Annotated in this window: 22 protein-coding genes; 7 read left to right on the top strand and 15 right to left on the bottom strand. The window is 72.1% G+C overall.

Annotated elements, in window-relative coordinates:
• Positions 1-33: 33 nt before the first annotated feature.
• On the top strand, positions 34-2,799 hold the full coding sequence (acnA, locus tag AB0K37_RS15730; protein ID WP_363980723.1) for an aconitate hydratase AcnA: 2,766 nt from the start codon (positions 34-36) through the stop codon (positions 2,797-2,799).
• Positions 2,800-2,855: 56 nt separating this feature from the next.
• On the opposite strand, the gene AB0K37_RS15725 is transcribed toward acnA, so the two are convergent.
• Positions 2,856-3,575, bottom strand: a complete 720-nt coding sequence (locus AB0K37_RS15725; protein WP_363980720.1) for an SDR family oxidoreductase — start codon at positions 3,573-3,575, stop codon at positions 2,856-2,858.
• 87 nt (positions 3,576-3,662) lie between these two features.
• Here AB0K37_RS15725 and AB0K37_RS15720 point away from each other — a divergent pair, with 87 nt between their 5' ends.
• The 4 genes from AB0K37_RS15720 to mug are packed head-to-tail and all read left to right on the top strand — an operon-like array spanning position 3,663 to position 6,564.
• Positions 3,663-4,271 (top strand): TetR/AcrR family transcriptional regulator, encoded by a 609-nt coding sequence (locus AB0K37_RS15720; protein WP_363980717.1) that lies wholly within the window; start codon positions 3,663-3,665, stop codon positions 4,269-4,271.
• Positions 4,272-4,312: 41 nt separating this feature from the next.
• The gene (locus AB0K37_RS15715) at positions 4,313-5,242 is read left to right on the top strand and encodes an aldo/keto reductase (RefSeq protein WP_363980714.1); all 930 of its coding nucleotides are present in this window, start codon (positions 4,313-4,315) and stop codon (positions 5,240-5,242) included.
• Between the two features lie 39 nt (positions 5,243-5,281).
• Positions 5,282-6,001, top strand: a complete 720-nt coding sequence (locus AB0K37_RS15710; RefSeq protein ID WP_363980711.1) for a sulfite exporter TauE/SafE family protein — start codon at positions 5,282-5,284, stop codon at positions 5,999-6,001.
• A complete protein-coding gene (gene mug / locus AB0K37_RS15705) occupies positions 6,001-6,564 on the top strand; it encodes a G/U mismatch-specific DNA glycosylase (RefSeq protein WP_363980708.1) in 564 nt (187 codons plus the stop codon). The genes AB0K37_RS15710 and mug overlap by 1 nt, the downstream gene beginning before the upstream one ends.
• A gap of 15 nt (positions 6,565-6,579) precedes the next feature.
• Here mug and AB0K37_RS15700 read toward each other — a convergent pair whose 3' ends face one another.
• The 5 genes from AB0K37_RS15700 to idi form a co-directional block, all read right to left on the bottom strand.
• On the bottom strand, positions 6,580-7,008 hold the full coding sequence (locus tag AB0K37_RS15700; RefSeq protein ID WP_363980706.1) for a hypothetical protein: 429 nt from the start codon (positions 7,006-7,008) through the stop codon (positions 6,580-6,582).
• A 243-nt stretch (positions 7,009-7,251) separates the two neighbouring features.
• On the bottom strand, positions 7,252-8,157 hold the full coding sequence (locus tag AB0K37_RS15695) for a carbohydrate ABC transporter permease (RefSeq protein WP_363980703.1): 906 nt from the start codon (positions 8,155-8,157) through the stop codon (positions 7,252-7,254).
• On the bottom strand, positions 8,154-9,062 hold the full coding sequence (locus AB0K37_RS15690) for a sugar ABC transporter permease (protein ID WP_363980700.1): 909 nt from the start codon (positions 9,060-9,062) through the stop codon (positions 8,154-8,156). Before AB0K37_RS15690 ends, AB0K37_RS15695 begins: the two co-directional genes overlap by 4 nt.
• Positions 9,059-10,363: an ABC transporter substrate-binding protein gene (locus AB0K37_RS15685; RefSeq protein ID WP_363980697.1), complete on the bottom strand. Its 1,305-nt coding sequence runs from the start codon at positions 10,361-10,363 to the stop codon at positions 9,059-9,061. Before AB0K37_RS15685 ends, AB0K37_RS15690 begins: the two co-directional genes overlap by 4 nt.
• Before the next feature lie 165 nt (positions 10,364-10,528).
• Positions 10,529-11,107 carry an isopentenyl-diphosphate Delta-isomerase gene (gene idi / locus AB0K37_RS15680; RefSeq protein WP_363980694.1) on the bottom strand — a complete coding sequence of 193 codons (579 nt, stop codon included), beginning with the start codon at positions 11,105-11,107 and terminating at the stop codon, positions 10,529-10,531.
• 150 nt (positions 11,108-11,257) lie between these two features.
• On the opposite strand from idi, the gene dxs reads away from it, so the two are divergent.
• Positions 11,258-13,180: a 1-deoxy-D-xylulose-5-phosphate synthase gene (gene dxs, locus AB0K37_RS15675; RefSeq protein WP_363980691.1), complete on the top strand. Its 1,923-nt coding sequence runs from the start codon at positions 11,258-11,260 to the stop codon at positions 13,178-13,180.
• On the opposite strand, the gene AB0K37_RS15670 is transcribed toward dxs, so the two are convergent.
• The 5 genes from AB0K37_RS15670 to AB0K37_RS15650 all read right to left on the bottom strand — a co-directional run bounded on the left by AB0K37_RS15670 (position 13,177) and on the right by AB0K37_RS15650 (position 19,970).
• On the bottom strand, positions 13,177-13,542 hold the full coding sequence (locus AB0K37_RS15670) for a hypothetical protein (RefSeq protein ID WP_363980688.1): 366 nt from the start codon (positions 13,540-13,542) through the stop codon (positions 13,177-13,179). The genes dxs and AB0K37_RS15670 overlap by 4 nt on opposite strands.
• A gap of 64 nt (positions 13,543-13,606) precedes the next feature.
• On the bottom strand, positions 13,607-14,956 hold the full coding sequence (locus AB0K37_RS15665; RefSeq protein WP_363980685.1) for an FAD-dependent oxidoreductase: 1,350 nt from the start codon (positions 14,954-14,956) through the stop codon (positions 13,607-13,609).
• 65 nt (positions 14,957-15,021) lie between these two features.
• Positions 15,022-16,509: an amino acid permease gene (locus AB0K37_RS15660; RefSeq protein ID WP_363980682.1), complete on the bottom strand. Its 1,488-nt coding sequence runs from the start codon at positions 16,507-16,509 to the stop codon at positions 15,022-15,024.
• Positions 16,510-16,689: 180 nt separating this feature from the next.
• A complete protein-coding gene (locus tag AB0K37_RS15655) occupies positions 16,690-18,771 on the bottom strand; it encodes a 3-hydroxyacyl-CoA dehydrogenase NAD-binding domain-containing protein (protein ID WP_363980679.1) in 2,082 nt (693 codons plus the stop codon).
• Positions 18,768-19,970, bottom strand: coding sequence for a thiolase family protein (locus AB0K37_RS15650; protein ID WP_363980676.1), 1,203 nt, complete (start codon positions 19,968-19,970; stop codon positions 18,768-18,770). Before AB0K37_RS15650 ends, AB0K37_RS15655 begins: the two co-directional genes overlap by 4 nt.
• 232 nt (positions 19,971-20,202) lie before the next feature.
• Between AB0K37_RS15650 and AB0K37_RS15645 the strand changes: the two genes are divergently transcribed.
• Entirely contained in the window at positions 20,203-21,960 is a 1,758-nt protein-coding gene (locus AB0K37_RS15645) for an AMP-binding protein (RefSeq protein ID WP_363980673.1), read from the top strand.
• Between the two features lie 204 nt (positions 21,961-22,164).
• On the opposite strand, the gene AB0K37_RS15640 is transcribed toward AB0K37_RS15645, so the two are convergent.
• Genes AB0K37_RS15640 through AB0K37_RS15625 form a run of 4 tightly spaced genes read right to left on the bottom strand, consistent with a single transcriptional unit; the run spans position 22,165 to position 25,619 of the window.
• The gene (locus AB0K37_RS15640) at positions 22,165-23,346 is read right to left on the bottom strand and encodes an ATP-binding protein (RefSeq protein ID WP_363980670.1); all 1,182 of its coding nucleotides are present in this window, start codon (positions 23,344-23,346) and stop codon (positions 22,165-22,167) included.
• Complete coding sequence (locus tag AB0K37_RS15635; RefSeq protein WP_363980667.1) at positions 23,343-24,005, bottom strand: response regulator transcription factor; 663 nt, start codon at positions 24,003-24,005, stop codon at positions 23,343-23,345. Before AB0K37_RS15635 ends, AB0K37_RS15640 begins: the two co-directional genes overlap by 4 nt.
• 48 nt (positions 24,006-24,053) lie before the next feature.
• Positions 24,054-24,656, bottom strand: a complete 603-nt coding sequence (locus tag AB0K37_RS15630) for a TMEM175 family protein (protein WP_363980664.1) — start codon at positions 24,654-24,656, stop codon at positions 24,054-24,056.
• Between the two features lie 60 nt (positions 24,657-24,716).
• Positions 24,717-25,619, bottom strand: coding sequence for an NADP-dependent oxidoreductase (locus AB0K37_RS15625; RefSeq protein ID WP_363980661.1), 903 nt, complete (start codon positions 25,617-25,619; stop codon positions 24,717-24,719).
• Positions 25,620-25,654: the final 35 nt, after the last annotated feature.

Here is a 25,654-nt window from a genome sequence, read left to right as displayed (position 1 = left end):
ACCGGACGCGCGGTGGCGACGGAGGAGGAGTCCGTGTCCGCGAACAGCTTCGGCAGTCTCGACAAGCTGCAGGTCGGCGACAGGTCGTACGACATCTACCGGCTGGACGCCGTCGAGGGCTCGGCCCGTCTCCCGTACAGCCTCAAGGTGCTGCTGGAGAACCTGCTGCGCACCGAGGACGGTGCGAACGTCACCGCCGACCACATCCGCGCGCTCGCCCAGTGGGACGCGAAGGCCAAGCCGAGCAAGGAGATCCAGTTCACCCCCGCGCGGGTGATCATGCAGGACTTCACCGGCGTGCCGTGCGTGGTCGACCTGGCCACGATGCGCGAGGCGGTGCGCGACCTCGGCGGCGACCCGACCAGGATCAACCCGCTGGCGCCGGCCGAGCTGGTGATCGACCACTCGGTGATCGTCGACTACTTCGGCTCGCCGGACGCCTTCGAGCGCAACGTGCAGCGCGAGTACGAGCGCAACAAGGAGCGCTACCAGTTCCTGCGCTGGGGGCAGACGGCGTTCGACGAGTTCAAGGTCGTCCCGCCCGGCACCGGCATCGTCCACCAGGTGAACATCGAGCACCTGGCCCGCGTGGTGTTCGACCGGGGCGGGGTCGCCTACCCCGACACCTGCGTCGGCACCGACTCGCACACGACGATGGAGAACGGCATCGGCGTGCTCGGCTGGGGCGTCGGCGGCATCGAGGCGGAGGCCGCGATGCTCGGCCAGCCGATCTCCATGCTCATCCCGCGCGTCGTCGGCTTCAAGCTGACCGGCGAGATGCCCGCCGGGACGACCGCGACCGACCTCGTGCTCACCATCACCGAGATGCTGCGCGAGCACGGCGTCGTCGGCAAGTTCGTGGAGTTCTACGGCGAGGGCGTGCATGCGCTGCCGCTGGCGAACCGCGCCACGATCGGCAACATGAGCCCCGAGTTCGGCTCCACCTGCGCGATCTTCCCGATCGACGACGAGACCCTGAAGTACCTGCGCCTCACCGGCCGGGACGAGGAGCAGATCGCGCTCGTCGAGGCCTACGCCAAGGCGCAGGGCCTGTGGCTCGACCCCTCGGTGGAGCCGGAGTTCTCCGAGTACATGGAGCTGGACCTCGCGACGGTCGTCCCGTCGCTGGCCGGCCCGAAGCGCCCGCAGGACCGCATCTCCCTGGCCGAGGCCAAGCAGACCTGGCGGCGGGACGTGCTGAACTACGCCGAGAGCATCCAGGGCGCGGCCGACGAGGCCTCCAGCGAGTCCTTCCCGGCCTCGGACTCCCCGGCGATCAGCGGCGACACGGCCGGCGACAAGCCCCGGCAGCACGGCTCCAACGGGTCCGAGCGCCCGCACAACCCCGTCCCGGTCACCCTGGACGACGGGACGTCCTTCGAGCTCGACCACGGGCACGTCGCCGTCGCGGCCATCACCTCCTGCACCAACACCTCCAACCCGTACGTGATGATCGGGGCGGCGCTGCTGGCGAAGAACGCGGTGGACAAGGGCCTGACCCGCAAGCCGTGGGTGAAGACCTCCCTCGCGCCCGGGTCCCAGGTCGTCACCGACTACCTGGAGCGCGCCGGCCTCACCCCGTACCTCGACAAGATCGGCTTCAACCTGGTCGGGTACGGCTGCACCACCTGCATCGGCAACACCGGCCCGCTGCAGCCGGAGATCTCCAAGGCGGTCAACGACAACGACCTCGCGGTCACCGCGGTCCTGTCGGGCAACCGCAACTTCGAGGGTCGCATCAGCCCCGACGTGAAGATGAACTACCTGGCCTCGCCGCCGCTGGTCATCGCCTACGCGCTCGCCGGGACGATGGACATCGACATCCTCAACGACCCGATCGCCGAGGGCCCCGACGGCCCGGTCCGCCTGGCCGACATCTGGCCCGCGCCGGAGGAGGTCGCCGCGATCGTCGAGTCGTCCATCGGGCAGGAGATGTTCACCGAGAGCTACGCCGACGTCTTCAAGGGCGACGACCGCTGGCGGAACCTCGACATCCCGACCGGCGACCTGTTCGAGTGGGACGCCTCGTCGACCTACGTCCGCAAGGCGCCGTACTTCGACGGCATGGGCGCCGAGCCGGAGCCGGTCGCCGACATCCACGGCGCCCGCGTCCTGGCCAAGCTCGGCGACTCGGTCACCACCGACCACATCTCCCCGGCCGGGTCCATCAAGGCCGGCACGCCCGCCGCGCGGTACCTGGAGGACAACGGCGTCGCGGTCAAGGACTTCAACTCCTACGGCTCGCGCCGCGGCAACCACGAGGTCATGATCCGCGGGACGTTCGCCAACATCCGGCTGCGCAACCAGCTCCTGGACGGCGTCGAGGGCGGCTACACCCGCGACTTCACCCAGGAGGACGCGCCGCAGGCGTTCATCTACGACGCCGCGCAGAACTACGCGGCGCAGGGCACCCCGCTCGTGGTCATCGCGGGCAAGGAGTACGGCTCCGGCTCGTCGCGCGACTGGGCGGCCAAGGGCACCGCGCTGCTCGGCGTCCGCGCCGTCATCGCCCAGTCCTACGAGCGCATCCACCGCTCCAACCTGATCGGCCTCGGCGTCCTGCCGCTGCAGTTCAAGGACGGGGAGTCGGCCGAGTCCCTCGGCCTCACCGGCACCGAGACGTTCGACATCACCGGCGTCACCGCGCTCAACGAGGGCGGGGTCCCGGAGGAGGTCACCGTCAAGGCCGACGGCAAGGAGTTCACCGCCGTCGTCCGCATCGACACCCCCGGCGAGGCCGACTACTACCGCAACGGCGGCATCCTCCAGTACGTCCTGCGGAACCTGCTCCGCAAGTAGTCCGCACGCCGAAACGGGCCGCCTCCCCGCCGCGGGGGGCGGCCCGTTCCGTGCGTTCAGCGGCCGGTGGGCAGGGTCAGGCCGCCGTTGCACTCGACGACGCTGCCGGTGACGAACCCGTTCGTCGCGGTCAGCAGGATCGCCTGCGCCACGTCCTCGGGACGCCCGACGCGCCCGACCGGCAGGGCGGCGGCGTGCTCGGCGAACAGGGCGGCGCGCTGCTCGGCGGGCATTCCGTCCCACCACGGGGTGTCGATGACGCCCGGGGAGACGGCGTTGACGCGCAGCGGCGCCAGTTCGGCGGCGAGGGGCCGCACCATCGCCTCCAGCGCGCCGTTGATCGCCGCGAGGCCGGCCGTGCCGGGCAGCGCGGCCCGCGCCGACGACGCGGTGACGAACGTGACCGAGCCGCCCGCCGCCATCCGGGGGAGCGCGGCCTGGACGAGCCGCAGGTGCGGCCAGAACTTGGCCTCGAAGCCGGCGCGCAGATCGGCCGGGTCGAGGGCGGCGATCGGGCCCGCGCCCGCTCCGCCGCTCAGCGCGAGGACGAGGTGGTCGTAGACCGTGTCCTCGGCGAAGAACGCGGCGACCTCCTCGGCCGAGGCCGCGTCCAGCCGGCGCGCGGTGAGGCCGTCCGCCGCCGCCCTGGCGAGGCGCTCGGCGTCGCGTCCGGTGACCACGGCGTCGGCGCCCTGGCCGGCGAAGAGCCGGGCGGTGGCCGCGCCGATCCCGGAGGTGCCGCCGCAGACGAGGACCCGCTGCCCGTTGAGCGTCATGATGCGTGGCCTTTCATTGTCGAGACTGTTCGTCTTGGCAATTGTTTGCCGAGACATGCGGTCTCGTCAAACGGATATGCTCTGCCCATGACTGGTGAGACCCGCCGACCGCACACGGGCCGGCGACGCAACGAGGCCGCCCGCCGGGCGATCCTGGACGTCGCCGTCGAGCTGCTCGGCGGCACCGGCGACACCCCCGTGACGATCGACACGATCGCGGCGGCGGCCGGCGTCGGGAAGCAGACGATCTACCGCTGGTGGCCGTCCAAGGGCGCCGTGCTGCTGGAGGCGGTGGCCGAGCGCGCCGGAGAGGACATCCCCGTCCCGGACACCGGCTCGCTTCACGGCGACCTCAGGGCGTTCCTCCGCGCGACGTTCCGGGCCGTGGGGCACGAGCGCACGGTGTCGGTCCTGCGGCACGCGATGGCCGAGGCGCAGCGCGACCCCCACGCCCGCGACCACATGCGCGCCTTCATCGCCGGACGGCGCGCGGTGCTGCGCGGGCTGCTGGAGCGGGCCCGCGACCGCGGCGAGGTCTCCACCGCGACCGACCTCGACCTCGTCGTCGACCAGGCCTACGGGGTGCTCTGGTACCGCATCCTCGTCGGGCACGCCCCGCTCTCGGAGACCGAGGCCGACGCGCTCGCCCGCGGGCTCGCCGCCCAGGTCGCGGCTAGCGCGGCCGGCACGGGGTAGTGGTCCCTGCAACCCCTGCCGCGATCGACGACAAGGAAGCCATGCACAAGATCGGTGAACTGGACGTCTTCCCGCTCTGCCTGGGCGGCAACGTCTTCGGCTGGACGGCGGACCGGGAGCGCTCGTTCGAGATCCTGGACGCCTACGCGGCGGCCGGCGGCAACTTCCTCGACACCGCCGACTCCTACTCGGCGTGGGTGGAGGGCAACCGCGGCGGCGAGTCCGAATCGATCATCGGGGAGTGGGCGGAGTCGCGCGGCAACCGCGACGACCTCGTGATCGCGACCAAGGGCGGCAGGCACCCCGAGCACCGGGGGCTCGCCGCGGCGACGCTGAGGTCGGCCGTGGACGACTCGCTGCGGCGGCTGCGCACCGACCGCATCGACCTGTACTTCACCCACTTCGACGACCCGTCGGTGCCCGTCGAGGAGATCATGACGGCGCTGGACGGGCTGGTCGCCGCCGGCAAGATCCGCCAGATCGGGGTGTCGAACATCGAGCTGGACCGGCTCCAGGCCTCCCTGGAGTTCGGCGAACGCGAGGGGACGGCCCGCTACGTCGCCATCCAGCCGGAGTACAACCTCGTCTCCCGCGGCTCCTACGAGGGACCGCGCCGCGACCTGGCCGAGAAGTACGGGCTCGCCGCCGTCCCGTACTACGGGCTCGCGTCCGGCTTCCTCACCGGGAAGTACCGTCCCGGGTCCACGGTGGACAGCGCGCGCGCCGGGGGCGCGGCGCGGCACCTGGAGACCGAGCGCGGGCGCGCCGTCCTGGCGGCGCTGGACATCGTCGCCGAGGAGCAGGACGTCCCGGTCGCGACCGTCGCCCTCGCCTGGCTCGCCGCCCGGCCGACCGTCGCCGCGCCCATCGCGAGCGCCCGCACCCTGGAACAGCTCCCGCCGCTCGTGGAGGCCGCCCGCACGACGCTCACCGCCGACCAGCTCGACCGCCTGACCGCGGCGTCCGCCTGATCATGGTCGCCGTCTGACCGGGCGGTAGGCTCACTCGGCGTGCCACCTGTCGATTTCGTCCTGATCGGGGGCCTTGCCGCGCTGGCCGGCGCGATCGTGCAGGGCAGCGTCGGCCTCGGCGTCGGGCTGGTCGCGACGCCGATCGTGACGATGCTGTACCCGTCCCTGATGCCGGGCGCGATCCTCGTCATCGCGCTCGTCCTGCCGTTCGCGACGCTCGCCCAGGAACTGCGGCACGCGGACCTGCGCGGGCTCGGCTGGGCGTTCGCCGGCCGCCTCGCCGGCACGCCGGCCGGCGTGTGGCTGGTGGCGGCCGCCCCGGACCGCGTCCTCGGCGTCGTGATCGGCGTGGTCGTCCTCGCCGCGCTCGTCCTGACCGCCTGGACCGCGGACCTGCCGCGCAACCGCCGCACGCTCACCACCGCCGGCGTCATCTCCGGCACGACCGGCACCGCGTCCGGCATCGGCGGCCCGCCGATCGCGCTGCTCTACCAGCGCGAGAGCGGCCCCCGCGTCCGCGCGACCCTGGCGGTCTTCTTCATCGCCGGCGCCCTGCTGTCGCTCCTCACCCTCGCCGCCGCCGGACGCCTCCCGGCCCGGCAGGTCGTCGCGGGCGCGGAGCTGGTCCCGTTCGTGTTCGCCGGGTTCCTCGCCGCCGGCCCGCTGCGCCGCTACCTGGACGCCGGGCGCCTGCGCCTCGCGCTCCTCGCCGTCGTCGGGACGTCCGCGGTGGTGCTCATCGTCCGTAACCTGATCTGATGCGCCCCACCAAGGCCGACCTGGAGGCCGCCCGCGACCGCGTCATCCCCGACGTCCTGCCCGAGGTCCCCGGGACGCTCCGCGTCCTGTTCTGCGGCATCAACCCGGGCCTGTACTCGGGGGCGACCGGCCGCCACTTCGCCCGTCCCGGCAACCGCTTCTGGCCCGCGCTGCACCTGTCCGGCTTCACCGACCGGCGGCTGCACCCGTCCGAGCAGGTCCTCCTGCCCGGCTACGGCCTCGGCATCACCAACCTGGCGCCGCGCACCACCGCCCGCGCCGACGAGCTGACCGACGCCGAGCTCCGCGAGGGCGGGCGCCGCCTGGCCGCCCTCGTCGAACGCCACCGCCCGGCCTGCCTGGCCGTCGCGGGCGTCACCGCCTACCGCACCGCCTTCGGCCGCCCCCGGACGCGGATCGGCCCGCAGGACGAGGACTTCGGCCCCGCGCGCCTGTGGGTCCTGCCCAACCCGAGCGGCCTCAACGCGAGCTGGCCCCTCGACCGCATCGCCGCCGAGTTCGCCCGCCTCCGCGAAGCCGCCGAAGCCCTCAGAGCCTCCTGAGGATCCTTCCCGCGCTCAGGTGGCGTTGTGGAGGGCGGCGGCCGCGAACATCGTCTCGACCTCTTTGAGGAGGCTGGGGGTGGGCTGCCACAGGTCGGTGCGGCCCAGGGCGACGATGGGGCGGGGGAGGGCCCGGATGCCGGACAGGAGCCAGTGGTGGGAGGCCGAGTCGGCCCAGGGGCCGCAGTCGCAGGAGGCGCCGCGGACCGCGGCGGAGCAGACGTCGTCGAGTTCGGCGACCGCGATGACGGCGCCGATCGTGGCGAGCGGGTCGCGGGGGTCCCAGCCGGCCGCCTGGACCAGCGGGGAGTCGCACGCCTTCAGGTCGACGCGCATCGAGGCGTGGATGAGGAGCGGACCGCGGTAGGCGGTCGGGAAGCTCTGGTTCGCCACGCTCTTGCCACCACGCGCGATCGCGAACGCCCAGGGCTGCTGAACACTCATCGCCTGCACGCGGTCACCTCCGTTGTCCGCCCGGTCCGTTCGCCCCCGGGATCGCCGGGACGCCCGGCGGCGGACGCCGGGTGCCGTACGACGATGCCCGAGAGGCTAGGCGCATCCCGCAGGAATTGCCAACGCACAAGGCGAAAGGGTCCTTGTCCGTCATGGGCCTTTCGGGCCCATGAGGTGGTTGATCACCCATGTGACGCTTGAGGTCGATAAGCGGTTGACGTGCCGGTGGAATTCTCAGCCCTTCAACGCCCCCGCCATGAGGCCGCGCATGAAGAACCGTCCGAGGAGCAGGTAGACCAGAAGGGTCGGCAGGGACGCGAGGAGCGCCTCCGCCATCTGCTGGTTGTACTGGACGGCCACGGCCCCCGAGCCGGCCGTGTTGTTCAGCATCACCGTCACCGGCCAGCTGTCGGGGGCGCCGAGGAACACCGCGAACAGGAAGTCGTTCCACATCGAGGTGAACTGCCAGATCAGCGTCACCGCGAACGCCGGCGCCGACACGGGCAGGACGACCGACCAGTAGGTGCGGAGCATCCCGGCGCCGTCGACGCGGGCCGCCTCGATCAGCTCGTCCGGGATCGTCACGTAGTAGTTCCGGAAGATCAGCGTGCAGATCGGGATGCCGTACACGACGTGCGCGAGGACGAGGCCGCGGATCGTGCCCACCAGTTCCATGTCGGTGAGCAGGCCCGCCAGCGGGATCATCACCGCCTGGTACGGGATGAACATGCCGAACAGGAAAAGGGTGAAGACGACGTCCGCGCCCGGGAACCGCCATTTGGACACCACGTAGCCGTTCAGCGAGCCGAGCACCGCCGAGATCAGCGACCCCGAGACGGCGATCTTGACGCTGTTCACCAGGCCGGGCCGCAGCGCGTCCCACGCCGAGCTCCAGCCGGACGTGCTCCACTGGCCCGGCAGGTTCCACGCGCTGCTCGGGTCCGCCTCGTCCAGCGGCTTGAAGCTCGTGACCACCAGCACGTACACGGGGATCAGGAAGAGCAGGACGAACGCCAGCAGGACGACCAGCTTGACGGCCTGCCAGGCGCCGGACGACCTCCCCGGCTCCGCCGCCGCGCCGCGCCGCCCGCCCGCCCGCCGGCGCCGCACCGGCGCCGGGGACGCCTCCACGCCCGTCATCGCGTCCGCTCCGTCCGCACCGACCAGACCAGGTAGGGGATCACCAGCACGGCCACCGCGACCAGCAGGTAGGTGGCGATCGTGGCGCCGTTCGCCGGGTCGTGCCGGTCGAAGATCTCGACATAGGCGGCCACGGCCGGCACATAGGTGATGATCTGCTTGCCCGCGATCGCCATGATCAGGTCGAACACCTTCAGCGAGATGTGCCCGAGGATGATCAGCGCGGACAGCGTCACCGGGCGGAGCTGCGGGAACACCACGTACCGGTACACCTTCCACTCGGACGCGCCGTCCACCCGCGCCGCCTCGCGCAGCTCGCCGGGGACGCCGCGGAAGCCGGCGAGGTACAGCGCCATGACGTACCCGGACATCTGCCAGATCGCGGGCAGCGCCATGGCCGCCATGCCCCAGTCCGGGTCCTGCCACCAGCTGTTCGCCAGCGCGCCGAGGTGCAGCTTGCCGAACAGCTGGTTCAAGCCGACCGCGCGCTCCGGCGGCGCCGGGTTCATCAGCCAGCGCCACACGACGCCGCTGGCGATGAACGACACCGCCATGGGGAACAGGTAGACGACGCGGAAGGACGCCTCGCCCCTGATGCCCTTGTCCATCAGGAACGCCAGGAACGCGCCGAGCACCAGGGCGCCGACGACGAAGACCGCCGTGAACAGCAGCGCGTGCTTCACCGCGCCGGGCCAGCTGGGCTGGTCCCACAGGTCGACGAAGTTCCTTCCCTTGTCGAACCCGTACTCGGTGACCTCGTCGTGCTTGCCGCTCACCGCGACCCGGGTGTTCCAGAAGATGAGCCCGTAGACGAACAGGCCGATCGCGACGATGGACGGCGAGACCAGCAGCAGCCCGGGCAGCCACCTGCGGCTACGGGCCCATCGGGAGCCGGAGGGCCTCACTGGCCGCTGTTCTTTGCCGCGCTCACCAGCCCCTGCTGCAGCTTGGCGACGTCCTTGTTCTGCAAGAAGAGGCCCACTGCCGTGTCGATGTCGGTGTGCTGCTTCTTACTGGCGTTGACGCCGTGCCAGAACGAGCCCGCCAGCTTGATGCCGGGCTTGTTCCACTGCTCGAACGCGTACTGGAGGTAGCCCTTGTAGAGGCTCTTGTCGGCGTCCTTGCGGGCGGGGACGGATCCCTTCTTCGGGTTGAACAGGTCCTGCCCCTCCTTGCTGGACACCTCCTTCAGCCACGCGAGGGCGCCGCCGCGGTGAGGCGCGCCCTTGGGCAGGGTGAAGCTGTCCGACAGCCACAGGTAGGTGCCGTCGGTGCCGGGGGAGGCCGCGTACTTGAAGTCGGTGTCGAGCTTCTTGCCGAGCCCGTTGGGGGCGCTTCCGACGAAGTACCCGTACGCCCAGTCGCCCATGATGTTGAACGCGGCCTTGCCGTCCACGACGGCCTTCGCGGCGCCCTGCCAGTCCGTGGACGCGGCCTCCAGCGTCGTGTACTTCATGATCTCGGCGTAGTCGGTCAGCGCCTTGGTGACGGCCGGGCTGCCCCAGTCGGCGCCCGGCTTCCACAGCGCGTTGTAGGCGTCGGTGCCGAGGTCGCCCAGCAGGACGTTCTCCAGCAGGTGGTCGGCCGTCCACTGCGCGCCGAGCGACAGCGGGACCTTCTTGGTCTTGTCCTTGACGGCCTTCAGCGCGGTGATGAACTCGGCGATCGTCGTGGGCGGCCCCGAGATCCCGGCGTCCTTGAGGATGCCCGGGTTGTACCAGAGCATGTTCGACCGGTGGATGTTCACCGGCACCGAGTAGATCTTCCCCTTGTAGCTGATCTGGTCGAGGAGCTGCTGCGGGTAGACCGACTTCAGGTTGTTCTCTTCGTAGAAGGAGTCCAGCGGCTCGATCTGCCCGGCCTTGATGTAGTCGAGCAGTTCGGCGCCCGCGTGGCCCTGGAAGGAGTCCGGCGGCTTGCGGTTCTGCAGCCGGCTCGCCAGCACGGCCTGGGCCTGGGTGCCGGACCCGCCGGCGATGGCCGCGTTGACGAACTTGGTGCCGGTGTTCTTCTTCTCGAAGTCGGCCTTCATCGCGGCGAGCCCGTCCGCCTCGCCCGGACCGGTCCACCAGGAGAAGACCTCGACCTGGGATGTGTCGTCGGAGCCCTTGCCGTCGCTGCCGCCGCAGGCCGACACGGCGAGGGCGGCCGTCATGGTCACGGCAGCGACCGCCGTCCAGCGGCGCCGGGGAGCACGTACTCGCATCGTCCGTCCCTTCGGTTGCACCGAAAAACAAGCGTCTGCTTGGACGGACGGACGGTCAACACCGGACGCCGAATAGTGATCTTTCAGTGATGCGCGCCACACCGGCCCGGCCCGCGCCCCGGCGGGCGCGGCCGGGGACGCGGCCGGGGACGCGGCCGCCCGCGGCTACCAGCCGAGGGCGGGCGGCAGGCCGGCGCGGCCCGCGTCCGGCCAGTCGAGCGGCGTGCCGAGCGGCGCCAGTTCGGCCAGCTGGAGCCGGTACCAGGGGGAGGACTCGGGCTTTCCGGTCAGTTCCAGGCACCGCTCCCACGTCCACCACTCGGCGCGCTCCACCTCCTCGGGATTCGGGTGGACGGCCGCGCCCGCGGGGACGACGGCGCGCACGACCGGGCAGCGCTCGTGCTCGACCGTCCCGTCGTCGGCCACGGCCCGGTACTGGAACCGCGGCAGGACGGGGGTCAGCGTTGCGTCCTGGATGTCCAGCTCGTCCTGCAATCGCCGGAGCACGGCGTCGCGCAGCTTCTCGCCGGGGCCCGGGTGGCCGCAGCAGCTGCCCGTCCAGACACCGGGGAAGGTGCGCTTTCCGAGGGCGCGCTGAGTGATCAGCACACGACCCTCCGTGTCCGTCACATAGCAGGAGAAGGCCAGGTGGTACGGCGTGTCTCTATGGTGGCTGGCGCTCTTGGGCGCGGTTCCGACGGCCTCGTCGTCCGCGTTGAGCAGCACAATCTCTTCGACGCCCATGCTCTTTTCCTACCTCATCCCTCGCACCGGGGTCAGTCTTTTCACACCCCCCGGGCGGGTGGTCTGCGGCGCGTCGCGGGCGAACCGGGATTAAACTCGGAACGGCCCGAGCCAGGGGAGACCGAATCCCCGACGGAGGAGTTGAAACGAGTGAGCTTGCTGGAGTCGATCACGGGTCCTGACGACCTCAAGCGACTGGACGCCGCTCAGCTGTCTCGGCTCGCGGAGGAGATCCGCGAGTTCCTCGTCCAGGCGGTCTCCAAGACCGGGGGGCACCTGGGGCCCAACCTGGGCGCGGTCGAGCTGACGATCGCGCTGCACCGCGTCTTCGACTCGCCGCACGACAAGATCCTCTTCGACACGGGCCACCAGGCCTACGTGCACAAGATGCTCACCGGCCGGCACGACTTCGAGCTGCTGCGCAAGCGCGGCGGCCTGTCGGGCTACCCGAGCCGCGCCGAGTCCGAGCACGACATCATCGAGAACTCGCACGCCTCGACCGCCCTGTCCTACGCCGACGGGTTCGCCAAGGCCTTCCAGCTGCGCGGCGAGGACGACCGCGCCGTCGTCGCGGTCGTCGGTGACGGCGCGCTGACCGGCGGCATGTGCTGGGAGGCGCTGAACAACATCGCCGCCGGCGTCGACCGCCCCGTCATCATCGTCGTCAACGACAACGGCCGGTCCTACTCGCCGACCATCGGCGGCCTCGCCTCGCACCTGGCCGACCTGCGCGTCACCCAGGGCTACGAGAACGCGCTCGACCTGATCAAGAAGACGGTGCCGCGGGCGCCCGTGGTCGGCAACGTCGCCTACGAGGCGCTGCACGGCATCAAGAAGGGCCTCAAGGACGTCCTGCAGCCGCAGGCCATGTTCGAGGACCTCGGCATGAAGTACGTCGGCCCGATCGACGGCCACGACGAGGACGCCGTGGAGCGGGCGCTGCGCCGCGCCCGTGGGTTCGGCCGCCCGGTGATCGTGCACTGCATCACCACCAAGGGCCGCGGCTACGCCCCCGCCGAGAACGACACCGAGGACTGCATGCACGGCGGCGGCGCGTTCGACCCCGCCACCGGCAAGTTCGTCACCGGCAAGGGCGGCCCCGCCTGGACGAAGATCTTCGGCGAGGAGATGGTGGCGATCGGGCGGGAGCGCCGCGACGTCGTCGGCATCACCGCCGCGATGCTCTACCCGGTCGGGCTCGCGCCGTTCGCCGAGGCGTTCCCCGACCGCATCTTCGACGTGGGCATCGCCGAGCAGCACGCCGTCACCTCCGCCACCGGGCTCGCGATGGGCGGCCTGCACCCGGTCGTGGCCGTGTACGCCACGTTCCTCAACCGCGCCTTCGACCAGGTCCTGATGGACACGGCGCTGCACCGCCAGCCCGTCACCTTCGCCCTGGACCGCTCCGGCGTGACCGGCGACGACGGCGCCAGCCACAACGGCATGTGGGACATGTCGATCCTGCAGCTCGTCCCGGGCATGCGCATCGCCGTCCCGCGCGACGGCGCCCGGCTCCGCGAGCTGCTGCGCGAGTGCGTGGCGGTCTCCGACGGCCCGACCGCGATCCGCTACCCCAAGGGCCCGGCCGCCGCCGACATCGAGGCGGTCGGCAAGGCCGGCGGCATGGACGTGCTGGCCCGCCACGACGGCTCCAACGGCACCCGCGTCCTCATGGTCGCGGCCGGTTCGATGGCGGCGACCGCGGTCGAGGCGGCGGAGCTGATCGCCGCGCAGGGCATCGGCGTCACCGTCGTCGACCCCCGCTGGGTGAAGCCGCTCGACCCGGCGCTGCTCGACCTCGCCCGCGAGCACACGCTCGTCGCCGTCGCCGAGGACAACGGCCGCACCGGCGCCGTCGGCGACGCCGTGGCCCGGCTGCTGCGCGACGCCGGCGTCGACGCGCCCCTGCGCACCTTCGGCATCCCGCAGGAGTTCCTCGACCACGCGTCCCGGAGCCAGATCCTCGCCGACATCGGCCTCACGCCGCAGGCGCTGGCGCGCGACGTCACCGAGTCGGTGGCCCGCCTCACCGCCGACGCCGACGAGCCCGCCGCCTCGCAGGAGCGTTCCTAGCCGCCCTCCGCGGACAGCAGCCGCCACGCGTGGGTGATGGACGCGGCGGACGTGCCGAGGTCGCGTCCGAAGTACGTCCATCGCCCGCGCAGGCACCAGGGGCGCCCCACGCCGTCCTGGACGTAGACCTGGAGCGGGAAGCAGGCGTCGTGCGCGCGGATGACCCCCGCCGGGTCGACCGAGGGCGCCAGCCGGGGCGCGCCCTCGCACCGCACGCCCATGACGGACGTGCGCGGATCCTGGCGCAGGAGACCCCGCGTCAGGTCGTACACCAGTACGGAGACGTAGTCGGGTCCTAGCCACCTGAGGTCGGGGACCGTCTCGGGTGGGGGGAACCCGTGCAGTTCAGGACCGCCGGTCACACGCGCACCGTAGCGTCCGGGTCACCTTTGCGTCACTAGTTTCCCGCCGGGGACTTCGGAAGGATCACGAGGAACCCCGGCAGGCGGACCGCATCGCCTCCCAGCGGGCGAGCTTGACGCGCTCCCCGCGGTCGAGGGCGCGGGCGAGGGCGATCTCGGCGGCGTCCAGGTTGAGCCAGTCGTCGTAGGTGACGACGGGCAGCCCGCGCGACTCCAGCAGCTCCTCGATGGTGCGCTCGGGCGCCGTCCCGGCGTCCGCGAGGTCCTCCAGCAGGTTGCGGACGGTCTCGGCGGCGTCGGACTTGTTGGTCCCGACGACGCCGGACGGCCCGCGCTTGATCCAGCCGGCGACGTACTCGCGGGGCACGAAGGCGCCGTCCGGGCCGACGATGCGGCCGCCCTCGTTCGGGACGACGAAGGAGCGCTCGTCGAACGGGACGCCCTCCAGCGGGACGCTCTGGTAGCCGACGGAGCGCAGCACCATGCCGACCGGCAGGGTCTCGAACTCGCCGGTGCCGGCGACGCGGCCCGACTCGTCCAGCCGGGTCCTCTCCAGCTTGAGGCCCTCGACGCGGTCGGCGCCGAGGATCTCGACCGGGGCGCGCCAGAACCGCACGTCGATGTGGCGGGCGCGGTCGGGGGCGGGCTCGCCCGTCCAGGCCGCCAGCACCTTGATGTTGCCGCGGACGTGCCGGTCGTTCTCGGCCAGCTCCGCGCTCGCCGGGTCGAGCTCCATGTCCCGCGGGCTGACGTGGATGCTCGCGCTGGGCAGCTCGCCCAGCTCGCGCGCCTCCTTCGTGGTGAACTTCGCCTGCGCCGGCCCGCGCCGCCCGATCATGTGGACGCGCCGGACCCGGCTGCGCGACAGCGCCTCGATCACCTGCTCGGGCACGTCGGTGGCGCGCAGTTCGGCGGCCGTCTTGGCGAGGATCCGCACGACGTCCACGGCGACGTTCCCGACGCCGATGACCGCGACCTCCTCGACCGACAGGTCGAACTCGTGGTCGGCGGCGTCGGGATGCCCGCAGTACCAGTTGACGAAGTCGGTGGCGGCGATGCTGCCGGGCAGGTCCTCGCCGGGGATCCGCATGTGCCGGTCGACCATCGCGCCGGTGGAGTAGACGACGGCGTCGTAGCATCCGAGCAGGTCGTCGCGGGTGAGGTCGCGGCCCAGCTCGACGCACCCGAAGAACCGGACGGCCGGGTCCTCCAGCACCCGCTGCAGGTACCGGGCGATCGACTTGATCGAGGTGTGGTCGGGCGCGACGCCGTAGCGCACCAGCCCGTACGGCGTCGGGAGCCGGTCGAAGACGTCCACGCGCACGTCGCCGCCGGCCTGTTTCACCAGGGCCTCGGCGGCGTAGATCCCCGCCGGGCCCGACCCGATCACCGCGACGCGCGCTGGAGATGCCATGCGCGCCATTGTGCACACCTGTCGGTCGAAAGGACACCGTGAGTCCCGTCACGGCGGGGCCGGTGTCAGGAATCGGAGGAGATCTGCTCCGCCCGGCGGCCGACCCTGCTGTTGCGGTACCCGTAGGCGGCGTAGACGACACCGCCGATGACCATCCAGGCGACGAACCGCAGCCAGGTCTCCACCGGCAGGTTGATCATCACGAACAGGCAGGCCAGCACGGACAGGACCGGGACGACCGGCACCCAGGGCGTGCGGAACGCGCGGGGCAGGTCGGGGCGGGTGCGGCGCAGGATCACCACGGCGACCGAGACGACGAGGAACGCGAACAGCGTCCCGATGTTGACCAGTTCGGCCAGCTCGGCGAGCGGGATGAACCCGGCGAGCACCGCGACGATCACGCCCATGATGATGGTCGCGCGGTAGGGGGTGCCGAAGCGCGGGTGGACGGCCGAGAGCCAGGGCGGCATCAGGCCGTCGCGGCCCATCGCGAAGAAGATGCGGCTCTGCCCGAGGAGCAGGATGAGGACGACGGTGGTGAGCCCGACGACCGCGCCGATGCTGATGATCGTGGCGAAGACGGGATGGCCGACGGCCTTGAACGCGTCCGCGAGCGGCGCGGCGACGCTCAGCTCCGTGTACTTCTGCATGCCGACGACGACGCTCGCCACGGCCGCGTACAGGACGGCGGTGATGACGAGGGAGCCGATGAGCCCGATCGGCAGGTCCCGCTGCGGGCGCCGCGCCTCCTCCGCCGCGGTCGCGACGATGTCGAAGCCGATGTAGGCGAAGAACACGATGGCGACGGCCGAGAAGATGCCGAGCCAGCCGTAGCTGACCGGGGCGTGGCCGGTCATGACCTGGATCAGCGGCGCCTTGAGGCCCTCCACGCTCGGCGTCGGCTTGGACGGCGGGATGAAGGGGTGGTAGTTGGCGCCCTTGACGAAGAACAGCCCGGCGAAGATCACCAGCAGCACGATGGCCACCTTGATCGAGACGACCACCGCGTTCACCCGCGAGGAGATCTTGACGCCGAGGACGAGCAGCGCGGTCACCGCCAGCACGAGGCCGATGGCGGGGATGTTCACCGTCCCGCCCTCGCCCGGCGGGGCCGCGATCGCCGTCGGGACCGTGACCCCCGCGTCGTCCAGCAGCGAGGCGAAGTATCCCGACCAGCCGACCGACACCACGGCCGCGCCGAGGGCCATCTCCAGGATGAGGTCCCAGCCGATGATCCAGGCGGGGAACTCGCCGATCGTGGCGTAGGAGAAGGTGTAGGCCGAGCCGGCGACCGGGACGGTGGAGGCGAACTCGGCGTAGCAGAGCGCCGCGAGGCCGCACACGACGGCGGCGAGGATGAACGACAGCGCGACCGCCGGACCGGCCTTGTCCTTGGCGACCTCGCCGGTGAGCACGAAGATGCCGGTTCCGATGATCACGCCGATACCGAACACCGTCAGGTCGAACGCCGACAGGTCGCGCCGGAGCCGGTGCTCGGGCTCCTCCGTGTCCCTGATCGACTGCTCGACCGACTTCGTGCGCAGCACGTTCAATTTCGGCGCCCCCTCGTGTCCGGTGCACGGCATACGACCGTCAGCCGTATGCCCATATGTGCGCGGGTTATGATCCGCCGAAACTCGCGCATCCCCGCGACGAGGGGAAATGCCGGAAAAGAGGCGTTCCGAAGGCGGTTCGGAACGCCCCTTCTTCCGGGTGGGCCCAGGGCCCGGGGGTCAGGAGGGCAGGGAGGCGACCCCCGGCTCCAGGAAGCGGCCGCCCGCGGCGCGCTCGGCGACGCCGGACCTGTCCAGGTACGGGGTGATGCCGCCGAGATGGAACGGCCAGCCGGCGCCGAGGATCATGCACAGGTCGATGTCCTGCGGCGCCGCGACGACGCCCTCGTCCAGCATGATCCGGATCTCGTCGGCGAGGGCCGCGAGTGCCCGGTCGAGGACCTGCTCCTCGGTGGAGGGGCTCGACCCGCCGGAGAAGATCTCCACGACCTCGGGGTCGAGGGTGAAGTCGGGCAGGTACACGCCGCTCTTGCCCGCCGCGACCATCTTCGCCAGGTTGTCCGACAGCGGGAACCGGTCCGGGAACGCCGCGTGCAGCGTCTCGTTGACGTGCAGCGCGATCGCCGGGCCGACCAGGCCCATCAGCACGAACGGCGGCATCGGCAGGCCGAGCGGGGCGGCGGCGCGCTCGGCGACCTCGATCGGCGTGCCCTCGTCCACCGTCCTGACGATCTCGGCGAGCAGCCGCAGCAGGACGCGGTTGACGACGAAGGCCGGGGCGTCCTTGACCAGGACGCAGGACTTCTTCAGCGCCCTGCCCGCGGCGAACGCGGTGGCGAGGGCCGCGTCGTCGGTCCGCTCGCCCCGGACGATCTCCAGCAGCGGCAGCACCGCGACCGGGTTGAAGAAGTGGAACCCGACCACCCGCTCGGGGTGGGCGAGCCCGGAGGCCATCTCGGTGACCGACAGCGAGGAGGTGTTGGTCGCGAGGACGCACTCCGCCGAGACGTACTCCTCGACCTCGGCGAACACCTTCTGCTTGACCGACATCTCCTCGAAGACGGCCTCGATGACGAAGTCGGCGTCGGCGAACGCGTCCTTGGTGAGCGAGCCGGTGATGAGGCCCTTGAGGCGGTTGGCCTTGTCGGGGGACACCCGCCCCTTGCCGAGCAGCTTGTCGATCTCGCCGTGGGCGTAGCCGACGCCCTTGTCCAGGCGCTCCTGGTCGAGGTCGGTCAGCACGACCGGCACCTCCAGGCGCCGCGCGAACAGCAGGGCGAGCTGCGACGCCATCAGCCCGGCGCCGACGACGCCGACCTTGGTGACCTTGCGGGCGAGCTCCTTGTCCGGCGCCCCGGCGGGCCGCTTCGCGCGCTTCTGGGTGAGGTCGAACGCGTAGAGCCCGGCGCGCAGCTCGTCGCTCATGATGAGGTCGGCCAGGGCCTCGTCCTCGGCGGCGAAGCCCTCGTCGCGGGTGCGGTCCTTGGCCGCGGCGACCAGGTCCAGCGCCCTGGTGTAGGACGGTGCCGCGCCGTGGAGCTTGCCCTCCACGTTCCAGCGGGCCATGGCGACGGCGTCGTCCCACGCCTTGCCCTTGTCGACCTCCGGGCGCCGTACGGTGATGTCGCCCCTGAGCACCCGGGCCGTCCAGGCGAGGGACTCCTCCAGGAAGTCGGCCGAGTCGAAGATCGCGTCGGCGATGCCGAGCTCGTGGGCCTGCGGGCCCCTGAGCATCCGGTTCTGGGCCAGGGGGTTGTCGATGACGACCTTGAGCGCCTTCTCCGCGCCGATCAGGTTCGGCAGCAGGTAGGTGCCGCCCCAGCCGGGGACGAGGCCGAGGAACGCCTCGGGCAGCGCGAACGCCGGGACGCCGCGCGAGATCGTCCGGTAGGTGCAGTGCAGGCCGATCTCGACTCCGCCGCCCATCGCCGCGCCGTTGTAGTAGGCGAAGGAGGGGACGCCCAGCTCGCCGAGGCGGCGGAACACGTCGTGCCCGAGCCTGCCGATGGCCGCGGCGTCCTCGCGCCGCCGGACCAGCGGGACGCCCTTGAGGTCGGCGCCCACCGCGAAGATGAACGGCTTGCCGATGACGCCGACGGCCGCGATGTCGTCGCGCCCGGCGACCTCGTCCAGCGCGGCGTTCAGCTCGGCGAGGCCGCCGGGGCCGAACGTGTTGGGCTTGGTGTGGTCGAAGCCGTTGTCGAGCGTGATCAGCGCGAGCGTGCCCGCGCCGTAGGGCAGCGTCACGTCGCGTACGCGCGCGTGCGTGACGACCTCGTCCTTGAAGATGTCGGGATTCACTTGGCGCCCTCCCAGTTCGCGTTCTCCCAGAGGACGGTTCCGCCCATGCCCATGCCGACGCACATCGTGGTCAGCCCGAACCGGACGTCCGTGCGCTCCTCGAAAAGACGGGACAGCTGGTTCATCAGCCGCACGCCGGACGAGGCGAGGGGGTGGCCGAGGGCGATCGCGCCGCCCCACGGGTTCACCCGCGCGTCGTCGTCGGCGATCTTGAAGTGCTCCAGGAACGCGAGCACCTGCACGGCGAAGGCCTCGTTGATCTCGATGAGGCCGATGTCGTCCATGGTCAGCGCGTTGCGGGCGAGGAGCTTCTCGGTCGCGGGGACCGGCCCGACGCCCATCACCTCCGGCTCGACGCCGGCGAAGGCGAAGTCGACGAGCCGCATCCGCGGCGCGAGGCCGAGCTCGCGCGCGACGTCCTCGGCCGCGAGCAGGCAGGCGGTGGCGCCGTCGTTGAGGCCGGCGGCGTTGCCCGCCGTGACGTTGCCGTGCACGCGGAACGGCGTCTTCAGCGCGGCGAGGCTCTCCATCGTCGTGCCGGGCCGCGGCGGCTCGTCCTCGGTGGCCAGGCCCCAGCCCCGCTCGGCGGAGCGGACCGCGGTCGGCACCAGGTCGGACTGGATCCTCCCGGCCGCGTAGGCCTCGGCGACCTTCCGCTGGCTGCGCACGGCGTAGGCGTCGGCGCGCTCCTTGGTGATGCCGGGGAACCGGTCGTGCAGGTTCTCCGCGGTCGATCCCATGACCAGGGCGGACGGGTCGACCAGCTTGTCGGCGAGGAACCGCGGGTTCGGGTCGACGCCCTCGCCCATCGGGTGCCGGCCCATGTGCTCGACGCCGCCCGCGATGGCGACGTCGTAGGAGCCGAACGCGATGCCGGCGCCGGTGGTGGTCACGGCGGTCATGGCCCCCGCGCACATCCGGTCGACGGCGAAGCCGGGGACGCTCTTCGGCAGCCCGGCCAGCACGGCGGCGGACCGCCCGATGGTCAGGCCCTGGTCCCCGGTCTGGGTGGTGGCGGCGACGGCGACCTCGTCCACCCGCTCGGGCGGGAGGGACGGGTTGCGGCGCATCAGCTCGCGGATCGCGCGGACGACCATGTCGTCGGCGCGGGTCTGCGCGTAGAGGCCCTTGGGGCCGGCCTTGCCGAACGGCGTGCGGACGCCGTCGACGAACACGACGTCGCGTGCGGTGCGAGGCACGGGTCGTCCTCCCTGCGATGGACTCGGGTGAAGGTGTCGAGCCTCGCGCCGCCCTGCCGGCGGCACGAGTACCCGCGTCAGCGATGCTACTTGCTGGTAACCCTTAATGCTACTCGTCAGTAACCACTGACGCGCCGCTCAGCCCGCTGATGCCCCGGGGAGGGACCCTCATGCCCTTGTCCGGTTCATGACTGATGGGTAACGTGACCGGAAATCACCGGAGGAGGGCGCGGTGACCCACGCGAGGCCCGCTTACCGGCCGGGGATGCGCCGGCGGATCGGGCACATCCGCGACCTCGCCGCCCTCCTGCTCGGCACCGGCCTGCTGTTCTCCGGCGGCCCCCGCCGGATGGTCCGCCAGTTCGGCACGCTGCGGCGCTGGGGCACGACGCTCGCCGGACTGGTCGCCTCCGCCGCCGCCCGCTCCCCGTCCCGCGCCGCCCTGATCGACGACGAGGGCGAGCTGACGTTCGCCGAGCTGGACGAGCGCGCCGCCCGCCTCGCCGCCGGCCTGCCGCTGCACGGCCCCCGCCCGCGCGTCGGCGTCCTGTGCCGCAACCACCGCGGCATGGCCCTGACCCTCGTCGCGTGCTCCCGGCGCGGCGCGGAGGTCGTGCTGCTCAACACCGGTTTCGGAACCGGCCAGATCCGCGCCGTGCTCGGCGAGCTGCGCCCCACCCTGCTCGTCGCGGACGCCGAGTTCGCGCCGCTGCTGGCGAACGTCCCGATCGCGCTGCGCCGGAAGGTGGTGTGGGCCGACCGGCGGCCGCCCGCCGCCGCCCCGCTGTCGGCCCCCGTCCCCGCCGCGACGCTGCCGCCGCCCCGCACCGCCCCGGACACCGTGCCCGCCGACCCCGGGCCGAGCATCGAGGAGATCATCCGATCGGCGCCGGCGCCCGCCGCCGGGCCGCCGCAGATCCAGAGCCGGACGATCATGCTGAGCTCGGGCACCACCGGCCGCCCGAAGGGAGCCCGCCGCCCGCCCCGGCCCGGCCTGTGGCCGCTGGCCTCGATGACGTCCCGGATCCCGCTGCGCGCCCGGCAGACCATGATCGTCGAAGCTCCGCTGTTCCACACCTGGGGTTACGCCGCGCTGCAGATGGCCTGGGCGCTGCGGGCGCCGGTCGTCCTGCACCGCCGGTTCGACCCCGAGCGGACGCTGCGGGCCGTCGCCTCCCACCGCGACGTCGCCCTGTTCGCCGTCCCGGTCATGCTGCAGCGGATCCTCGAACTGGCCCCCGAGGTCCGCGAGCGGTACGACACGTCCTCGCTGCGGATCGCGGCGCTGAGCGGCGCCGCGCTGCCCGGCGACCTCGCGACCCGGTTCATGGACGCCTTCGGCGACCGGCTCTACAACGTCTACGGCACCACCGAGGCGTCCTGGGTGTCCATCGCGGGCCCGCGCGACCTGCGGCTCGACCCGCGCACCGCCGGCCGCCCGCCGCGCAACACCGCCCTGGCGATCCTCGACGAGCAGGGCCGCCGCCTCGGCCGCTCCACCCGCGGGCAGATCTTCGCCGCGAACGAGCTGCTGTTCGAGGGCTACACCGGCGGCGAGCCGATGGAGGTCCGCGACGGCATGCTCGCCACCGGCGACCTCGGCCACGTCGACCACCGCGGCCTGCTGTTCGTGGACGGCCGCAACGACGGCATGGTCGTCTCCGGAGGCGAGAACATCGTCCCCGGCGACGTGGAGGACGCCCTGATGCGGATGCCGGAGATCCGCGAGGTCGCGGTCACCGGCGTGCCCGACCCCGATTGGGGGCAGCGCCTCGCCGCGTACGTCGTCCTGCGGCCCGGCGCCCGTCTCGACGCCGACGCCGTCCGCGCCTACGTGCACGCCCAGGTCGCCCGCTACGCGGTTCCCCGCGACGTGTACTTCATCCCCGAGCTGCCCCGCAACGCGACCGGCAAGGTGGTGCACCGCTGGCTGACCGCCCGCCCCGGCCGGGCCGAGCCCGAGGGCCGCGTCCCGTGGCCGCTGTGTTGATTCAGACCCGGCCCACTTCGCTCGCCTGGCGGCTGTGTTCTCACAGTCCCGGCCCACTTCGCTCGCCTGGCGGCTCGCTACGTGACCGGCCCTGGGCGAACGCGGCATCGCTTCGCGATCTGCCCGGTTCCGCTCGCCTCCGGCTTCGCTCCACCGGGCAGGTCGCGCGTTCGCGCGCGTGGACGAGGCCGATTCAAGTAGGCCCTAGACCGCGAGGGCGGGTTCGGGGGACACCGGCAGGCGGATCGTGATCGACAGGCCGCCGTCCGGCCGCGGGACGGTGTCGATCGAGCCGCCGTGCGCCGCGACGACCGCCCGCACGATCGACAGGCCGAGTCCCGCCCCGTCCCTGGAACCCGTCCGGTCCGCGCGCAGCCGCCGGAACGGCTCGAAGATCGTCGCGACCTCGTAGGACGGGACGGGCCGCCCGGTGTTGGCCACCTGAAGGAACGCCTCGCCGTCCCGGACGCCCGTGCGCACCCACACCCGCCCGTCCCGCACGTTGTACTTCACGGCGTTCTCCACCAGGTTCACGGCGCACCGCTCCAGCAGCACCGGGTCGCCGGTCACCGCGGCCGGGCCGAGCCGGGCCTCGACGTCCACGCCCGCCTCCTCCGCCCGGCCGTCGAGCTGGTCGAGCGCGCTGCGCACCACGTCCCGCAGCGGCGTGCCGACCCGCGCGGCCGGCTCCCGCTCGGACTTCGCGAGCAGCAGCAGCCCCTCGATGAGCCGCTCGTGGCGCGCGGTGTTGCCGAGCAGGACGTCCGCGAGCGCCCTCGTCTCCGGCGGGCTCCTCCGGCTCGCCAGCGCGACCTCCAGCACCGTCCGGTTGATGGTCAGCGGCGTGCGCAGCTCGTGCGAGGCGTTCGCGACGAACCGGCGCTGGGCGTCGAACGCGCGGTTCAGCCGGTCCAGCATCCGGTCGAAGGTGTCGGCCAGGTCCTTGATCTCGTCCTGCGGGCCGTCCAGCGCGATCCGCTCGTGCAGGTTGCTCTCCGACAGCCGCCGCGCCGTCGCGGTCACCGTGTGCAGCGGCCGCAGCATCCGCCCCGCCACCACGTACCCGATCACCACGCCCAGGACGCCCAGCACCAGCATCGTCACCAGGGAGCTCTGCAGGAGCTGCGCCAGGACCTCGTGCTTCTGCCGCGCCAGCTCCCGGTCGGCGTCGGCCTTCAACTTCACCAGCTGGGTGACGTCCCCGTCGAGGGCGAGCGCGCGCAAGCGGGTGATCGTCGTCGTGTCCGCGCTCTGGCGCCCGGTGAACCGGGCGTCCATCGACCTGACGGTCAGCAGGTACGTCACCGCGACCAGCGCCGCCGACGTGACGAGGAACAGCGACCCGTACACCAGCGTGAGCCGCGTCCTGACGCTCAGCCTCTTCACCGCGCCTCCAGCCGGTACCCGGACCCCGTCACCGTCTCGATCACCGGCGGCTGCCCGAGCTTGCGCCGCAGCGTCGCCATCGTGACCCGGACGATGTTGCTGAACGGGTCGATGTTCTCGTCCCACGCCCGCTCCAGCAGCCGCTCGGCGCTCACCACGCCGCCCTCCGCCCGCAGCAGCTCCTCCAGCACGGCGAACTCCTTGTTGGTGAGCCGCAGCTCCCGCCCGTCCCTCGCCGCCCTGCGCCGGTGCGGATCGAGCCGGATGCCCCGCCCCTCCAGGACGGGCGGCACCGGCGGCCCCGACCTGCGCGCCAGCGCCCGCACCCGCGCCACCAGCTCGCCGAACACGAACGGCTTGGGCAGGTAGTCGTCGGCGCCGAGCGTCAGCCCGTCCACCCGGTCGTCGACGTCCCCGGACGCGGTCAGCATCAGGATCCGGGTGGGACTCCGCCGCCCCACCAGCTCCCGGCACACCTCGTCCCCGTGGACCGTCGGCAGGTCCCGGTCGAGGACCACCACGTCGTACTCGTTGTAGGAGGCGCGCTCCAGCGCGTCGTCGCCGTCGTACACCACGTCCACGGCCATCGCCTCGTCCCGCAGGCCCTCGGCGATCGTGTCCGCGAGCACCCGCTCGTCCTCAACGATCAGTACACGCATGCCGCCGAGCATGACGCGAGAGGGGTTAAACCCCGATAAGCGAGGCGGTCACAGACCGGCGTGGCTCCAGATCCTGCTCACCGGCTTCGAGAGGAAGAGCAGCAGCAGGGCGAGGTACGAGACGCCGGGGAACACCGCGACCACGGCGAGGCTCAGTCCGAGCAGCGCCACGGCCGACAGGGCCCCGCGGACCGACCCGATCTCGGCCGGATCCGTCTTCGACGCGATGTCCGGGTCCCGGTAGGAGAGCACGGTCAGCCCGGCCTGGAAGGCGGTCGCGACCAGGACGTTCCCGATGTAGAGCATCACGGTGAAGCGATCGTCCCCCGGATATGAGGCGACCATCTGCGTGGGGAACGGCAGGACCACGACGGCGAACAGCCATCCCGTGTTCAGCGCCATCAGACCGCGCGTGTAGCCGCCGACGTGCTCGAACACCCGGTGATGCACGAACCACAACCGGGTGATCACCACGAAGCTGAGCGTGAACGCCCAGATCTGCGGGAGGTGCCCGGTGACGACCTCGACCGACCGCCGGTGCTCGTGCACCGCCTCCGGCACCACGTCGACCAGCGGCAGCACAAGGAGCGTCACGGCGATCGCGACGACCGCATCAGTGAACAGGACCAGCCGATCGGGATCCCGAGACACCGCCCGCCCCACACCCGGACCCTACCCCGGCGCCGCGCCCCGACCTCGTATCGCCCCAGCTCAGCCGACGAGCAGGACGAGCTTGCCGCCCGCGTGACCGCCCTCCCCGGCACGGTGCGCCTCGGCGACCTCGGCGAGCGGGAAGGTCCGCGTGACGGGCGGCGAGAAGCGCCCCGCCTCGACCAGCGCGCCGATCTCGCCGAGCACGTGGACCGCGCTGCCCTCGTCCCCGCGGCTGAACCGCACCCCGTGCTCCCGGGCGCCGCCGAAGTCGGCGACCGTGACGACGTGCTCCGCGCCGCCGGCGAGTTCGATCAGCTCGGGCAGCACCCCGCTCCCGGCGACGTCGAGCGCCACGTCCACCCCGCCGGGCGCCAGCGCACGGACCCGCTCGACGACACCCGCGCCGTAGACGACCGGCTCGGCCCCCAGCGAGCGCAGATACTCCTGGTTCGCCGGCCCGGCGGTACCGATCACCCTCGCGCCCCGCGCGACGGCGAGCTGCACCGCGGCGCCGCCGACGCTTCCGGACGCGCCGTTGACGAGCAGCGTGGAGCCGTCCCGGACACCGAGCTGGTCGAGAGCGCGCGCGGCCGTCTCGATGGCCGCCGGCAGCGCGGCGGCACCGACGAAGTCGAGCGAGGGCGGGATCGGCGCGTAGTGGGACAGCACGGCCAGCTCGGCCTGGGCCGCGCCCTGCACGCAGAAACCGAACACGCGGTCGCCGACGGCCACGTCCGCCACGCCGTCGCCGACCTCGTCGACGACGCCCGCCGCCTCGTACCCCAGGGTCTGGGGGAGGTCCTGGTCCATCAGCCCCCCGCGCTTCTTCCAGTCGCTGGCACTGACCCCGGCCGCGCGCACCGCGACCCGCACCTCACCGGCCCCCGGATGCGGATCGGGCAGATCCACGACCTCGAGGACCTCCGGCCCTCCGAACCGGCTGAAACGCACAGCCTTCATCCCCTGCTCCGTTCAGCCGCGCGGACGTCGTACGA

The organism is Actinomadura sp. NPDC049753, from assembly GCF_040674655.1.
GTDB lineage: Bacteria > Actinomycetota > Actinomycetes > Streptosporangiales > Streptosporangiaceae > Spirillospora > Spirillospora verrucosospora.
The sequence above is the reverse complement of the archived record's forward strand: the minus strand, read 5'-3'. Positions and strand labels throughout refer to the sequence as shown.

Excerpts from the sequence above, each read along its gene's own strand:
- AB0K37_RS15700 (WP_363980706.1), bottom strand. The coding sequence starts at position 7,008 with ATGAGTGTTCAGCAGCCCTGGGCGTTCGCGATCGCGCGTGGTGGCAAG.
- AB0K37_RS15725 (WP_363980720.1), bottom strand. The coding sequence starts at position 3,575 with ATGACGCTCAACGGGCAGCGGGTCCTCGTCTGCGGCGGCACCTCCGGG.
- AB0K37_RS15695 (WP_363980703.1), bottom strand. The coding sequence starts at position 8,157 with ATGACGGGCGTGGAGGCGTCCCCGGCGCCGGTGCGGCGCCGGCGGGCG.
- AB0K37_RS15635 (WP_363980667.1), bottom strand. The coding sequence starts at position 24,005 with ATGCGTGTACTGATCGTTGAGGACGAGCGGGTGCTCGCGGACACGATC.
- AB0K37_RS15625 (WP_363980661.1), bottom strand. The coding sequence starts at position 25,619 with ATGAAGGCTGTGCGTTTCAGCCGGTTCGGAGGGCCGGAGGTCCTCGAG.
- AB0K37_RS15720 (WP_363980717.1), top strand. The coding sequence starts at position 3,663 with ATGACTGGTGAGACCCGCCGACCGCACACGGGCCGGCGACGCAACGAG.
- AB0K37_RS15665 (WP_363980685.1), bottom strand. The coding sequence starts at position 14,956 with ATGGCATCTCCAGCGCGCGTCGCGGTGATCGGGTCGGGCCCGGCGGGG.
- AB0K37_RS15685 (WP_363980697.1), bottom strand. The coding sequence starts at position 10,363 with ATGCGAGTACGTGCTCCCCGGCGCCGCTGGACGGCGGTCGCTGCCGTG.
- idi (WP_363980694.1), bottom strand. The coding sequence starts at position 11,107 with ATGGGCGTCGAAGAGATTGTGCTGCTCAACGCGGACGACGAGGCCGTC.
- mug (WP_363980708.1), top strand. The coding sequence starts at position 6,001 with ATGCGCCCCACCAAGGCCGACCTGGAGGCCGCCCGCGACCGCGTCATC.
- AB0K37_RS15715 (WP_363980714.1), top strand. The coding sequence starts at position 4,313 with ATGCACAAGATCGGTGAACTGGACGTCTTCCCGCTCTGCCTGGGCGGC.